The 15,298-nt window shown below is 31.3% G+C and carries 10 protein-coding genes; 2 read left to right on the top strand and 8 right to left on the bottom strand.

The features are described from left to right. Positions 1-5: 5 nt before the first annotated feature. Both ACVC08_RS13560 and ACVC08_RS13555 read left to right on the top strand, forming a co-directional pair. Positions 6-806 (top strand): tetratricopeptide repeat protein, encoded by an 801-nt coding sequence (locus tag ACVC08_RS13560; RefSeq protein WP_452602423.1) that lies wholly within the window; start codon positions 6-8, stop codon positions 804-806. A gap of 1 nt (position 807) precedes the next feature. Beyond that, complete coding sequence (locus tag ACVC08_RS13555; protein ID WP_452602422.1) at positions 808-2,982, top strand: TonB-dependent receptor; 2,175 nt, start codon at positions 808-810, stop codon at positions 2,980-2,982. Here ACVC08_RS13555 and ACVC08_RS13550 read toward each other — a convergent pair whose 3' ends face one another. From ACVC08_RS13550 to ACVC08_RS13515, 8 genes are all read right to left on the bottom strand, one after another. Continuing rightward, a complete protein-coding gene (locus ACVC08_RS13550; RefSeq protein ID WP_452602421.1) occupies positions 2,983-4,110 on the bottom strand; it encodes an NAD(P)/FAD-dependent oxidoreductase in 1,128 nt (375 codons plus the stop codon). Continuing rightward, the gene (locus ACVC08_RS13545) at positions 4,110-7,280 is read right to left on the bottom strand and encodes a LodA/GoxA family CTQ-dependent oxidase (RefSeq protein WP_452602420.1); all 3,171 of its coding nucleotides are present in this window, start codon (positions 7,278-7,280) and stop codon (positions 4,110-4,112) included. Before ACVC08_RS13545 ends, ACVC08_RS13550 begins: the two co-directional genes overlap by 1 nt. 102 nt (positions 7,281-7,382) lie before the next feature. Then, positions 7,383-7,784, bottom strand: coding sequence for a hypothetical protein (locus ACVC08_RS13540; protein WP_452602419.1), 402 nt, complete (start codon positions 7,782-7,784; stop codon positions 7,383-7,385). A gap of 4 nt (positions 7,785-7,788) precedes the next feature. Continuing rightward, complete coding sequence (locus ACVC08_RS13535) at positions 7,789-8,244, bottom strand: DUF4440 domain-containing protein (protein WP_452602418.1); 456 nt, start codon at positions 8,242-8,244, stop codon at positions 7,789-7,791. 435 nt (positions 8,245-8,679) lie between these two features. Next, positions 8,680-9,840, bottom strand: a complete 1,161-nt coding sequence (locus ACVC08_RS13530; protein ID WP_452602417.1) for a Wadjet anti-phage system protein JetD domain-containing protein — start codon at positions 9,838-9,840, stop codon at positions 8,680-8,682. Further along, positions 9,837-13,163 (bottom strand): ATP-binding protein, encoded by a 3,327-nt coding sequence (locus ACVC08_RS13525; RefSeq protein ID WP_452602416.1) that lies wholly within the window; start codon positions 13,161-13,163, stop codon positions 9,837-9,839. The genes ACVC08_RS13530 and ACVC08_RS13525 overlap by 4 nt, the downstream gene beginning before the upstream one ends. A gap of 37 nt (positions 13,164-13,200) precedes the next feature. Continuing rightward, positions 13,201-13,785 (bottom strand): DUF4194 domain-containing protein, encoded by a 585-nt coding sequence (locus tag ACVC08_RS13520; RefSeq protein ID WP_452602415.1) that lies wholly within the window; start codon positions 13,783-13,785, stop codon positions 13,201-13,203. Beyond that, complete coding sequence (locus tag ACVC08_RS13515; protein WP_452602414.1) at positions 13,782-15,239, bottom strand: DUF3375 family protein; 1,458 nt, start codon at positions 15,237-15,239, stop codon at positions 13,782-13,784. Before ACVC08_RS13515 ends, ACVC08_RS13520 begins: the two co-directional genes overlap by 4 nt. Positions 15,240-15,298: the final 59 nt, after the last annotated feature.

Genomic DNA, 15,298 nt, shown 5'->3' with positions numbered 1-15,298 from the left:
TAAACATGAAAACATTATACATATTAGCCATTCTATTCATTACGTTAACTACTGGGTGTGAAAACTCTAAAACAAATGCAGAAATTGCTTATGCAGAAACCACATTACAGTTTAATGTAAATAATACTATACTAGAGAATATACAAGAAAAAATATACCAAGCCTTTGTAACTGCTGTGACCTCTAAAAATGTAGAAAGTATAGAGCGTATTGAAGATAAGTTGGAAGCATTGGTTAAAAAGCACCCGCAAAATATTATTAAATATTGGCAAGCCTATTTATTTTATTATAAATCAGTTTACTATATGCAAAATAAAGATAGGGCAAATAGTGAGAAAGCTATAAACATTGGGGTGAAAATTATGGAAGAATTAAGCCCTAAAAATGCAGAAGACTATGCCCTTTTAGGAATGCTTCAAGGCTTTGCAATACAATATGTGCCAAATTTAAGGAAAGGCGTGTATTCTGTTAAAACTAAAAAAAATATAGAAAAAGCATTAAAATTAGATAGCAAGAATGTTAGAGCACATTATGTAGCTGCAAGTAATGATTTTTATACACCAAAAGAATTTGGAGGAGGTAAAGTGCTTAAAAAACATTTATTAAAAGCAATAGCATTACCCGAACAACCAGTTAAAAATAAATACTTACCCTCTTGGGGAAAAGATTCAAGCTATGTAATGCTTATTGAAGCATTTATTAAAGAAGGCGATATAGCAGAAGCTAAAAAATACTTTAAAGAAGCGATAGCATTATATCCAGATAACTATTCTATAAAATCATTAGCAGTAAAACTAATAGATTGAAGTGATTGGAAGTGTAAGAATGATTAAAAATAGTATTGTTGTAATTTGTTTTATATTATACTGCGCTATAGGGTTTGCCCAAACAAGAATTAATGGGGTTGTTTTAGATGAAGAGCGTATTCCAGTTTTCGCAGCTAATGTCTATTTAAAGAGCGATACAACTATTGGAACAACTACAGATTTTGATGGGAAATTTAACCTGCCTATGTCTATTTTATCGAATAAAGAAGATACTCTAGTCATTTCTTCCATAGGCTACGAAACAGTTTATAAAAAAATAAAAACATTAGTAACAGATAAGGTTAATACCATTATAATTAATACGGCAGAAAGTAAATTAGAAGAAGTTTTATTAAATTATAAATCACCAATATCTGAGCAATTTTCGGTAAACAAATTAGAAAAACTAGACATCTATTTAGATCCTTTGTCTAATGGTGACCCCTTAAAAGCTATTACTGGATTACCGTCATCAACAAACGTAAACGAAAATTCCAGTCCAGCACTAAGAGGAAGCAGTGCTTCAAGATCTTTAGTGGTGTTAAATGGCGTTCCTGTAGCTAATCCTATAAAAAATAGTCAAGTTAATAGTGTTGGGAGTTTTAGTTTGTTTAATACAGAACTTATAGATAAACAATATGTTTATGCAAGTAACCCGCCATTAACTTACGGGAATTCTAGTGCGGGGTTAATAGAAATAGAGTCTATTAATAGATTAAAAGAAAATCAATTAAGCTTGTCTGCAGGATTAGCTAATCTAGGATTCTTCTTATCTCAAAAAACAACAGAAGATAATTTTATACAACTCTACGGGAATTGGCAATTTTCTAAACTGTTTACAGGTTTAAATGCTTCAGGTTTTGAAGCCATTAATTACTTTAGAAATAAAGATGTTGGTGTTAATTACTATCATAAAATAGGTGAAGATACGTCATTTAACGTCTTTAATTATATTATTGATGAATCGTACAGTGCAGAGCAACAGAGTTTTACTTATTTAGGAACACAAGAAACATCTAATACCCGTTATTTTAATGTTTTGAACTTCAAAAAAAAATATGATAAAGGTTATTTAACTATAAACGGAGGTATAGATTTAGCTAAACGAAAGTTTAATTTTGGTAATATAAATTCAGATGTAAAAGAACAACAATTCTATGCTGCCGTTAATTATAAAAACAAAATTTTCGACGGAAACACATTGCAAATAGGTGCAACATCAACATACAATACCTATAATTTTACAAGTACAATACCCGAATTTTTCTTTGCACAAGCCCCTACAGCACCATCGTTAAGTATTGGAGATAACATTTCAAATCATGTTACGGAATTATACCTATACGATACTCAAAAACTATCAGGTAAATTAACGGGCTCTATTGGAGGTAGAATTAATATTCCAACAACTAACCAAAGCACTAATGTAAGCTATCAGTTTAACCTACGATACAATGCTAATAGTAAGCATTCATTTTTACTAAGTTCTGGTAAATATTACAATTATTCATTACCAGTATTTTTTAATACAAATTACAACTTATTAAAGAGTTATCAAGTCGCATTAGATTATGAGTTTACAAAGAAAGACTATACCATAAATGCCGCAGTGTATTATAAAGATGAAGGCGGTGATTTAGTAACTAGTGAGTTCATTGCTTTCGATAAAACAAAAATATTTGGATTAGAATTTGCTGCCCAATACTTTATTAACGACGCTTTTACAGTTGCAGTGTCTAATACCATAATAGATAAAGATATTAGAGTTAATAATACGTTTGTAAATGCTGCAGATGATTTAAATTATTTTGTAAAAGGGACACTATCGTATACCAATCCTAAATATGTAAATGTTGCATTAAGTTATATTGGGCGCTCAGGAACACGATTTACACCCATAGAAACTAGTACATTTAATACTAATGCAAATGCTTTTAGTCCTACATATTCTAATGGTGTTAATAGCGAATCTCTTAATGCTTACAATAGTATAAATGTAACGCTTAATAAAGTGTTTAAAGTAAAAGATAATACACTTATTAGTTATTTTTCTATAAACAATATTTTGGATTCTGAAAACCAAAGATCTCGATTGTATAGTGAAGATTATAGTACTTTTACTTTCGATTACTTACAGCCATTTACTATGTACTTTGGTGTAATGTATAAGTTGTAGTTATTTTAAATACTGTTGCCAATAGGGGTGTTTAGTATAGCGCAACTCTGAAGTATAAAAATGTTTTCTAGAGTTTTGATTCGCTACAAACACAGATTCTATTTTCTGTTTATAAGCATTACGAATATTACTTACATCGTTTTGGTCTTCCATTACAGATGCAATAGTTTCGGCACCTCTAATACCACTATATAAAGCAAAAAACATACCTTGAGAAGAAATGGGGTCTAAGGATAAAGCCGAATCTCCAATGGCAATCCACGAGTCTCCAATAACTTCTTTGGCAAAAGAAGTCGCAGCATTACGAGCGGTAACGCCTTCTGCTATATCATTTTCGGTAATGGAATCTTCTAAGAGACGACTTGCGTTAGCGTCTTCTATAAATAGGGAAGGTGTTTTTACCATTTTAGAAACAGTATTGGCTAGCCCATAAAAAGCAATTACTCTTGTGTTATCTGGTAATTTAGCACTGTACCACCAGCCATTTTCAACAGATTTTATTCGGGTAGTACTATCAGGATTTTTGTCACTGGATTTTAACCATACAATAGCAGATAATTGTTCCTCAAAATTTAAACGTTCTATTTGTAATTGTTTAATTAAACTACCAACTCTACCAGTAGCATCCATAATCCATTGTGCAGAAATAGCACTAGGCAAGTGCTGCTCTTGTGTTTTAAAAGCAAGCGTATAGTTAGCTTTTTTTGGTGTTTGCCTTGTTTCGTTGGCTATTATTTTTCCTATTTTGGCTTTATAAAAAACGACGCCATTTTTTAATGCTAATTCTCGCAGTGCGGCATCAAACTTATGTCGTAAAATATGCCATCCGCCATTTTCGGGGTTTTTAATAGCATCATTATAGGTCCAATTATCCATACCCCATGCCGATACATTAGCTATGCAAATAGAATAATCGGTTTTTGATAATATTTGGTTGATGTCTGTTATGCCTAAACGATTTAGTAACCGTATAGCGGCTCCTGGTAAGGATTCCCCAACTTTTAATACTGTATCCTTAGCATCATCTACTAAGCATACAGTAATATTAAGTTGACGTAATCGTATTGCTGCAGCGCAACCCGCAGGGCCGGCTCCAGCAATAACAACATCGTAATGTGGTATGTTCATTAATTTCCTCTACGTTTAATGGTTTCGAATTCGTTTCGTTGTTCTTCGCTAAACCATCCCGCTTCAGTTAATGCACGATCTGTATCGCTCATAGCACCATAATTCTCAAGGAATAATTTATGCGCCTCATCTAATTCGGCACCTTTAACAGGCGTTAAGTTTTCTACATATAATGTATCTGGCATCCATTCAAATCCTTTGTCTTTGTTTGGAGATGGCATGGCTTCTACAATTCCCATTTCACCAAAATGATCAATCATATATTGCATTTGTTCTGCAACGGGATTTGATCCAGGTAATTGACGTAACCAACTTGGTCGGTTTTGAAATGCAGCAATACGTTCTTCATTGGTTTTAGAAGTATCCATAAGTGTACGGTAGTCAATACGTGTTAGTACTTGATTAGGTACTCTTGCTGGCCAAAATGTTGGTAAATAGGGATCGTATTCCATATCGTACCCCGAACGGCAAAATGCAGTATCTCCTTGCCATGGTACCGCCATCCAGCGAGTTAAATCTCCAGGGCCTTGATCGTATAATGGGCCATTCATAGCTGCTACTTCTTCTGTAGTTAGTGTAGAACCGTAAGTAGGGTCGTCTTTTCCAGCTGCACGCATTCTAATACGGTAAGGCGCGCGATACATGGAAGCATTACGCATTGGCCATGTTAATTCTGCTCCTGGATGAAAAGCATCGGCTATACAGAAATGCATATTGGCCTCATCAAGTGTATTGGGTTGCTGTTGTAAATTTACTTTGTCGAAAGTTTGATGAGTACTTTCCGTTGGGTCGTAATCACTAATAAAATCCCCTTTTACCCATGCCGATAGCACATAATCGTAAAATGCTGGTAATTGTAAATAGGTATCTGCCGATGGTGCTACTGTTGGATCTGGATTGGTATAACCAAATGCATCTCCGTAAATCCAAGGCCAAGCGCCTTCTTCAACAGATTTTACATCCTTAGCTCTAAAACTATTGTATATAGTTCTACGCAACTCTCCATTTGGATCTGGATATTTCATACTTACTGGCGCTGTAGATAGCTTTTTTAGCAAGTCTTTATCATTAAAATTCATAGGCGCCCCAGCTCCAAACATAGATAAAAAGCCTTTGTTTACCCATTGTAATTCACTTAAACGTGTTAAAATAGGTTTTACATGCTTTTTAAACGACACGCGAGTTGGTAGTGCTAACATACCAGACGCCATATATACGTTTTGCATTAAATCGTTCATGTTTCTCCAACCCACAATATCTGGTGCATAGTTTGGTGGGGCAGACGCTACCCAAGCGGCATCTGCATCAAAATCTTTATCGCCTACTGTTACTTTTGCTCGTACAGGACCATCAGCAATGTCATCGTACCATCCTGCAGGGTTATTAAATGTGCTTGGTTTTAGCGGATTAAATACGGGTTTGTTTTGTGGGCTTGCAGAAACTCCAAAGCCAGGCATAAATAGTAATCGTCCTACAGAGTCGGTACGTAATTGTCCTAACATAACAGGAGTGCCTTGAAAGTTTCCGTTTAAATTATAGCTAGAATCGTTCATGTTTAGCCCCATTATTTTCTTTTCTCCAGGATCTATTGCTAAAGCTGCTCTGTCACTACCTTTAACATCTGGGTTTCTTAATGGAACAGTTAAGCTTACTGTTGCAGGAATATCCATTGCCGCATTAAACTCGTACCAAGCCGATTTTTTATTAGCAACATGCACAGACCATTCTACTTGTGTGTTTTCCGATTGTTGCACTTCTGCAACGACATTTCCGTTTTTATCATAGCCATAGACTCTAAAGCGCGCAGCTTGGCGTTTTATGGCTCCTGTTTTATCTCGTGTTGATCCAAATTTTGTTGGCTCAGGGTTAGACACTTCTGGCCCTATATAGTAGTCTTTTGTACTATTACCTACACGAGCAATACCTATTCCTGGATGAATGCGTACATGCGTAATGGCATCTATTTGTTCTTGGGTTAAGGCTTTTGGTTGTTCTTCTTCTGGTTGTGGGTTAACTCCGCTAAACGGACATTTTGGGTTTTTTATTTCTGGTTTTCCTGGCGCGGTTGGTTCTTCTACTGACTGTTGGTTCATTTTACGTCTGTAGTTTGCGCTGGTTTGGTAAACGCGTACACGAGCTTGTGCTACGCTACTTTCTTTAGCAGGTTTGTTTTCTTCTGCAGTTCTACCAATATTAAAAGCTAACCAATCTCCATATATTTCTTGCTCTTGTTTAGTAATGTTTTGCTTTTTCATTTTTATAGTTGCCACTTTTACTGGAACGGCTTCTTTTTCATCCCATACAACAGTCGCTTTATCTAAAGGAAAATGCTCATCTATATAGGTTTGGCTAAATCCATCTTTTGTTGTTGGGCGTTTTTGGATATAGATGTCTAAAGTAGCAGGGCCTTTTGCCATACGTCCTGCTAAATCTTTTGCTAAAAAATCGGGGTCGTTAATATCTGGCTCTTCAAAAAAAGTTGAGGTACCTGGTCTTAAAATATACTTACAATAACCATCTCCTAACTTAAAGGGGACTACACTCCATAAAGAGGTGTCAAAGACAGAGCGAATAGGTTTTGCCATGTCGTCTAGTAATTGATTGGTGTTTGGGGCATTGTCTTGTATCCATTCGTTACCCCAACCTTCAAAACTAGCTTTAGTAAAATTACACATATCGCTAGCGGTATCTACAAAAAAGTTAGGGACGTTTTGTAGTAGTAAATCGGCAGTATCCGATTTTTTTGCTTTCTTTCCTTTTTCGGCAGGTTCTGTACTGTCTATGTTAAATATTTTTATACCTATACCAATGGTACTTTTCCAATCTGGTCTTCCATCTGCTAGATCTGATGAATAGCGTACATATACAGGATGTTTAGATGGGTTTTTAAAAATACCGTGTTTGTAGCTATTACAAATTTTATCGTTTTCTAGAATGTTTATTTCTCCTTCTATAATGCCGTGTGTCCTTAAAAACACAGGACGCCTTGCTGGGCATTGTCCTTCCATAACAACGCGTCGTTCTTGCGTCATGGTACAAAACATGTGTTCTAAACAATCTATAGGATCATCGCAACTGCATGTGGTGTTGTAATACTTGGCATCTTTTGAGGTAAGACTTCGGTCTTTTTTACCATCTTCTCGTTGTTTATCGTTGTAGAGGCTTTTCATAAAGTATAAGTATTGGTTTGATTAGATTTTAAAATTAGGGATTTCTACAACCAAAAAAAATACGTATAAATACGTATTTTTTAATTATTTTTAGTTCTGAGATTAGTGTAAATGTTTTACATTATCTTTCCCTCCAACTACTTTTCTAAAATCAGTAGTTTTTTTATCGTTTAACAGTTTAAGTCCGCCGCTAGAGGCTATTATCTCATTAAAATGCTCTTCTCTAGCTTCATATTGTGTTTTATTAGCGTAGGTAGTAATTAAAATTAAGTGATATGGTGCTTCTGGTGTACTTTCTGTTTGTAGCATTTGGTAGGAATGAATGTATCCTTTTTTCTTTGCTTTTTCACGTAATAGTTGCCAGTTATTTTGATAGTAAAACAGTGCTTCTTCGGTATTGTTGTCTATTATTTCAACAAAATCTATTGTAGATTGTTTTTCGTCGTGTTGCGCAAAACTTAAAGCGCTTATAGCGCAGCATAGTATTATAATATAGTGTCGCATTGTTTTAGTGTTTGTTGTTTACTCTTGTAGAATGTAACAGCTCTAATCGCCAACCGTCTTTTGTTTTTATAGCGGTAGCACTTTCTAACCACTGCATTTTTCCTGTTTCTTTGCCTTCTAGTGTCCAATGCGCAAAATTATGGTAGGCTAACCAAGCCATGTTGCCTTCTATTTTTACACTTATAAATTCAAAACGGTTGTGGCGTGTTTGTAATGGGGGTTGTGTTTTTGCACGTTTTGTATAATCGGCAATCATTTGGTTGTTCCAAACTTCTCCATGTTCTAATAGTATAAAATTGTCTGTATGGTAGTCTTTTATTTTGCTAGCATCTAAACCTGCCCAAACGTCATTAAAAGATCCAGTTATTAATGCTTTTACTTGGTCTTCGTCTGTGGTATTTTGTGCTGATGCAATTATAGAAAAACTAAGCGTTAGTAGGAGTAGAGTGATGCGTTTCATTTTGTATTGTATTGATGAATGGATTAAATATAATAAATATTAAAATAAGGAGCTAAAGCCTCCAAGTATAGCTATTAAAAAGATACAGATTGCTGGAATTGCCAACCAACCACCATACCAATTTAGATGTGTTAGAACGTATGTGTTCTAATTCTTCTAATTGTTGTGTATTAACATATAAAATCTCTTTTAATAGTTGTTTGTTCTTTTTGCCTTTATGGGTGTTAAGGAATTTAAGTTGCGCTTCGGTTAGTGGTGTTTTGTTTTGCTACATGGATTAGGAGACTTTGTATAATTACGAGTTGGCAAATCTATACATTTAAATTGTTAATGACTTGGGGTATTATTGTAAAAATTCTTGGGTAGATGTGCTGGGGAATAGTTGTAAACTATCTTTGTCTAAAAAAAATAAATTTAGTTCACTATTAAATAGCTTTAATATTTATCAAATACTTTATTCAATTGCACTTTAACATATTCTAGAGGGATTTTCTCTTGTTCTAATCTCCAATTATTTTTCTTAATCTTTTCGTAAAGATTCATTTCTGCTTTAGTCAGGTTTAGTTGACTGTTTACATTAGATAAAGTTCCATTATCATTCTCGAAGAACTTATTAAATGTAGCCTCATCCATTAGAAAACTTCTAGTTTGTTTGAAATATTTTCGCATTTGTGATAAGATTTCAAAACCTTGAACATCCAAATCTCCCCAGTACAAAATTTCTAATGCACTCAACCATTCAGCGTTTTTTAAGTTCTCAACCTTAAAGCCACTACCAAAAATTGTAATTGTTTTTTTCATTTCAGGAAGTGTTAATGCAATGGTGTGTAAATTTGTTTTATTCTCTACAATAATTATCTTTTCAAAATTTAAATTCAAAGCGTTAAATTGATTGATTGGAATTGAAATATCATTTATTCCAAAAAAATAAGTCTCACTTAGTTTAGAATCGAGAACTTTGAATCTTATTAGAGGTTGACTATATTTTAAGTTGAAACGTTTTTCAAATTTAGTTTGGTCTTTTACTGTAAAAGGCTCAATTATAATATCAAGTAATTCTCTTAAAATAGATGCATTTGATTCAATAAACTTGGTATGAACAGATATTGGTAATTCTCTGATATATAAATTCGGTTTTGGATTGGATTTAAAGTATTTACATACTTTCAAAATATCGGTCCAATTATCCGAATTAGCAATTACTTTGTTTGGATATTTTTTTAACCATTGGTTGATTTCGGGAAAGGTGTCACTTATATCATTATAATCGGTTATAAATTGTTGAACTTCTTTTTCTACTTTAAGGTATTTTTCAAAATCTTGTTTAGTTTCAAAATATATACTTGAAGGAAAACTTTGAGTCCCCAGATTTTTTGTTTTCCTTTCTAAGTAGTTAATACTATAACCATAGCCTTTTTTTTCTTTAGAAAAACTAATAAGCTCATTTAGTTCTTTTTTGAATTCAGGAATTGATTTACTGGGCTTTTTATTACCAATAATAGGAAAAGGAAAAATATCTTTTTGGTTTATTATCGCTTGAAGATAACTTTTGTATTTTCTTTTAGCTTTTAATTTTATTTCGTTAGGACTTATCATTCGGTAATATATTTTGATTTTTCCTCAAGAAATTGTTCAATCGTCATATCATAAAGCCAAGAAATTTTGTCATTTCTTCTTTCTACGTAATGAACAAATGAAATGTCGTTTTCGACAATATGAATATTGTCACTTGGTGTTACGACTAATAACTGTAGGTGAAGTTGTTTGCATAAATTAATAAGGTATTTTGCTTTTTCTTCGTCTTGGGCTTTAAAGGCTTCATCTATTGCAATAAAACGGAAAGAATTAGTTTGCATTCCTTCTTTAGTTAATCCAAATTGATAAGCTATTGCAGAACCTAGTATTGTATATGTTAATTGTGCTTTTTCTCCTCCAGAAAGTTGCCCCATCCCTGTGTAAGTTTTTGTTCTTTGATTAGTTTCTCTGCTGATTTCTTCTGCGTTGTACTCAAACCAAGAGCGAACATCCATAATTTTTTCACGCCATTTTTCATTTTCAAGTAGACGAATAAAAGGTTCAATATTATTATTAAAATGATTCTTTTGCGCATCTATAGAGTTTTCAAACTCTTTAAAGTTTGGAATTGAATCGTGTAATAATCGCTTGAATTCTATAATGTTATCCTCTCTTTTTGTGTTTGCTTTAAGTTGAATAAATGTTGTAGTGGGGTAACTACTAAAATCTATGCCTTCAAGTGAGTCATTTAATGAACCTATGTTTTCTTTAATATCATCAGACCATTTGTCAAAAAAGAATTTAAAGTTTGCTACTTTATCCTCAATTGTAGCTTGTAAATAGTTATTAAATTTTTCCTCAAAACTTGGTAAACCCTCTTCAATTAAATCATTATACTTCTTTTGATATTCACTTATAAATTCTAATGAAGTAGGAAGTTGATGTACATCAGAACGCCAGGATTTATATTTGATTAAAATATTTTCCGGAGGGTTTTTGAAGGCGTTTATTTTAGAACTTACTTTTATAGTTAAGTCATTTTTTTTGTCTTTTAAATCTTTATTTAGTGTTTCTATATTGTCTTGAAAGGTCTTTTGAGTAGATGAGAAATTGCTGTAATTTATTTCATTTAGTATCTCGTTGTCTTGTTCGAAATCAATCAAGTCAGGTTTGTTTTCTGAGAATTGATTTAAGAAAGCAGAATGAGAGGTTATTAATAATTTGGCAGATTCCCATTTACCATTTTCAATTCTTCTTAAATCTTTTTTAGAGTCAATTTCCTCTTCATTTTTATTTAAGTTACTTTGAACTTTTTCTAATTGTTCTTGAAGTGCTTTAGCCTCATCATTTGTGTTTTCAAGTATTTTTTTTTGTTCTTCTTTTTCTTGAATTTTTTTAGCATAAGTTTTCCAATCAATTTCATCAAATTTTGTAAAACTGTTGAATAAATGAGATAAATTATCTTTTAATAACTCTATATACTTGATTTGTTTTTCTATACCTCTAACTAAATTCTTCTGTTTCTTTTCTTCTTCATGTAATTTTTTAATTTCAATTTTCCACCAGTTTATTTTGTCTTTATTATCCCAACCTAATACATAGTTGTTTCTATCTGTGATTTTTTTTCGATCATCTTTCTCGTGTCTTCCTTTTCTTTTTATTAAACCTTCTTTTGTAATGGCTTTATCTAAAGTGTTAAATTCAGAAAGATTATTTGCACAGATATAGTTAAACTGATTAATTATATTATGCTCAACCCAATCAACATATTTACTATTGGGCCTAAAACTAATTTTATTGATTAAAAGATTTTTATCGTTTGGGTAATTTTGTAAAGATTTTAAAGAAGTGAATTCTTTGTAACGTTCATAAATAATTCTTCCTTTTAAGTTAGTCCTATTTACGTATTTATTTACTGGTTGATAATACTTTTCAGGAACTATTAACCTCAAAGCAAAATTATGTAATACTTTTTCAATAGAAGATTCCCATTCTAAATCATCTACTTTTATTAGCTCCCCAATAAAGGGTATTTCGTCTTTGGTTGCTCCAACATTTTTAAGTATTTCTTCTCTAATTCTTGCTGGATTTCCAGTTATGTTATTATTGTTACTCTGTAATGATTTTATAGTTTCAATACCATCTTCAATATTTATTTTTATTTCATCACTTTTGTTTTTAGCAAGTCTTAAAACCTCTCTTTCTTTCTCGATTTCAAGAGAACTATTTTTCTTTTTTTCTTGAGCTAAATTTCTAGTTTCAATAAATTCTTTTTCGTTAGAACTAGATTTAAATTCTAGCTTTACAATTAACTTATTGTAATGGTCTAATTTTAATTTTCTATTATCTCTTGATTTTGATAATCTTCCAATCTCAATTTTTAAATCATTAATTTGCCTAGTAACTTCGTTTTTTTCTATCTGAACTGATAGCTTTGTTTTCTTTATTTCTAAATCAGTTTTATTTTCTTTTAGGGTTTTAAGCTTTGCATCAATTTCTTGTATTAAACTTTCTAGTTTTTTACTTTCTGTATCTGCTAATTCTAATCCTTTTTGTGCAAACCAATAAACGGAATCTTCTCTGTCTTTTTTTATTTTATCTAACTTATTATCAAGTTCTTCAAGCTGATTAGCAATTGAATTTATCGGTTCAAGTTGTTTTATTTGTTCTTTTGCTTTATCAATGTCATTTTTGGCATTTATCAATGTTATAAAGCTATCTTTTAATTGATTGTATTCATTTTCAGCATCACGCTTTTCAAGCATATTGGTCTTAATAAATTCGTCTAAATCCCCCAAAACCTTAATACCTACAACTTGATTGAAAAGACTTAAAGCATTTTTAGACATACCGAATCGTTCACGTAATCTTTCAGCATATTTGCTTGGGCCATCAAAATATTCAATCCATTTTTTATTGGTTTCGTTATGAATTTTATAGAGTCTTCTTTTTAAATTACCTATTGAATCAAAATTGCTAAAATCAGTTTGTATATTTAGTGTTTTGTAAGCAATTCCAAATGTAACTTTCATTGCCCCATTTGTAAAACTTCTAACTTGAAATAGAGTTATTATTTTTTCGTCTGTATTTGAAAAAGAAGCCAAAAGAACGGAATAGGTTGTTTTATCTCTCAGTTTTTGAGTTGTAGCACTTAAATCTCCTTCTTTCTGAATATCTCCGTAATGTCCAAGGACATAACTTTCTTCATTACGGTCTCCTTTCTTTTGAACTCCAGAAGATTGATTGTAAAATCTATCATTTTTTAATGGAACTAAGAGGGTAAGCAATGCATCTATAAAAGTCGTTTTACCAGATCCATTTGCACCAGTTAATAATGAATTATTCCCTTTGGGTTCAATTTTAAATATTTGATTGTCAAATGTTCCCCAATTATAGATTTCCATATATTGAAGCCTAAATCCTGATGTATATGAACTTGTACTAAATAGACTCCACATATTGTTTTAAGTTTTCTTTAAATTCATTTAAAATGTCAAGCGTGACTTTTTCTTTGATTATTTTATGAATTTTGTATTTTTTTTCATTTCCGCTAGTTCCACTTTCTTTTAGGTAACCTAACTTTTCAACATTTTCAATGTATTTTTTTAAGTCATCTATAAACTTAACCTTATTGAATTTTTCAGGAAGATAGAATGCAATTTGTTCTTTCAATTCTGATTCTGTTATGTATTTTTCTGTAACAGTAAAGTCTGTTGGGTCACTTTCAAACTCTTCTATTATTTGTCTTAGAATAACCAATACAATGCTTGTTTCAAAACCTACTTGTCTTCTTGAAGCAATTCCTATTGTATTGTTCTCATTATCAATTTCAAATTGTTTAAGGAATGCAAACCCATCATTTTCTTTTACAATTAATTCTAATCCAATTTTACTAATATATTCTTGAATTTCGTTTTGATAATTTAATATGTCATTCCAGACAAAATCACTTTTATTAATTGTTCTTTTCAATAATTTAACTATTGCTTTTGAGTATGGCTTTATATTTTCTTGTAATGAGTTCATTTGATTAAAATTATTTCAGGGACTTTAATGGACTTATTATTGGTTTTGTCAAATATTATTTTTTGTTCTTTTTCTGGATTAAAACTATGCGTAAAATCTTTTACTATTCCAAAATAACCAAATAGTTCAGGGAGCCCTTTTTTTATGCCTCCATTATGTTCTATAACCTCATTAAGTGTTGTCTGAGATTTTGATTTTAGCATTTCTTTTATTCGATTCTTTAAAAGGTTTTTATCTATAATATTTTCTTTAAAGATTTTAGACAATTGATTTGATTGAGAAATATCGTTTTCCGCGAGTTTCGGCTTTTTATTATAAATTACTTCTTCTTTTGGTTTAAAAGTTAAACGCTTATCAAAAGGGATGTCTATTTTATTAATTACTTCAACTTCAATTGATAAATCAGGTCTTGTTTTATTTTTACTAATTTCTGTTAAATAGTTTTTAATTTCTTGAATAACTTTTTTCGATAGTTTTTTTTCGGAATTATCATTTTCTCTAATTATCCGGCTTAATTTCTCAGCCATTTTATCATTGGCTTGATATACTTTATTTCCAGAAATGTGAAGATAATTCTTCATGCCTTTTAAAAAAGTGTCATTTATTTGGATGTTTTTCTCTGATAATGTTTGATAAAGTTCTTCAGTTAAAATATTCCATTCTTCTTGAAGGTTTCTATCCATTAAGAACCTCCAAAAGGCATAAAAACTTTTTCCTTGATAGCTTTCTTTTAAGTCATCAAGAGCATCAAATGTGAATGTTAAAATATCACTTTTAGTTAAGTTTTCATCCGTGTGTTTTTGATAAATGTCTTTAGTTATATTTTTGAAATTATCTTCAACTTCTTTAAAGTCGGAGAGAAGTTCTTTTGCAGTGAACGTAAGTTGTTGAAACCTTGGGATTATTTCATGTTCCTCAAATATCTTTATATTTTCACCGATTTTAAGTTGTTGTATTTCTTGTTCAATACTTAATTTTTTATTTTCAAGTATTTCTATTCGTTTTTCAATGTCCTCATTTGTAAATTCTACCAACTCTTTAAGTTTATTAAAAATATCTTTGAATTTTGATTCTGCACCTACAAATTCTTTTTTTTCAAGGCTATAAACCCAATTAATTGTTTTGTTTGTATGTGGTGATAGCTCATAAAATATATCACCATTTTCATTTTTGTAGTTGGTAAGAAAACCTTTGTTTGTCCATTCTCTAATTCTATTTTTTGCTTTAATCTCAAAAGTGTCTATTGTATTAATTTCTTTTTCTTCTAAACTTACGTTATGATGTGACATAAAATCAGTTAGTAATAATAAAATATTTTCAAAAGAGATATTACTTCTATCTTTATTAAAAGTTGTCAAAAAAAAATCAAAGATTAATTCCCTATTTCTCAATCGTAAAAGTTCAACACTTGGAGAGTCATTTAAAATAGAAGATATTTTTGTTCTTTCTGTCATAGTTTGTAAATAAAAAAGAGCAATTTATTTATATTAATATAGTTCATTTTAATATCAAA

This window comes from Pontimicrobium sp. MEBiC06410 (assembly GCF_053601615.1).
This window is presented reverse-complemented; position numbering and strand designations above follow the sequence as displayed.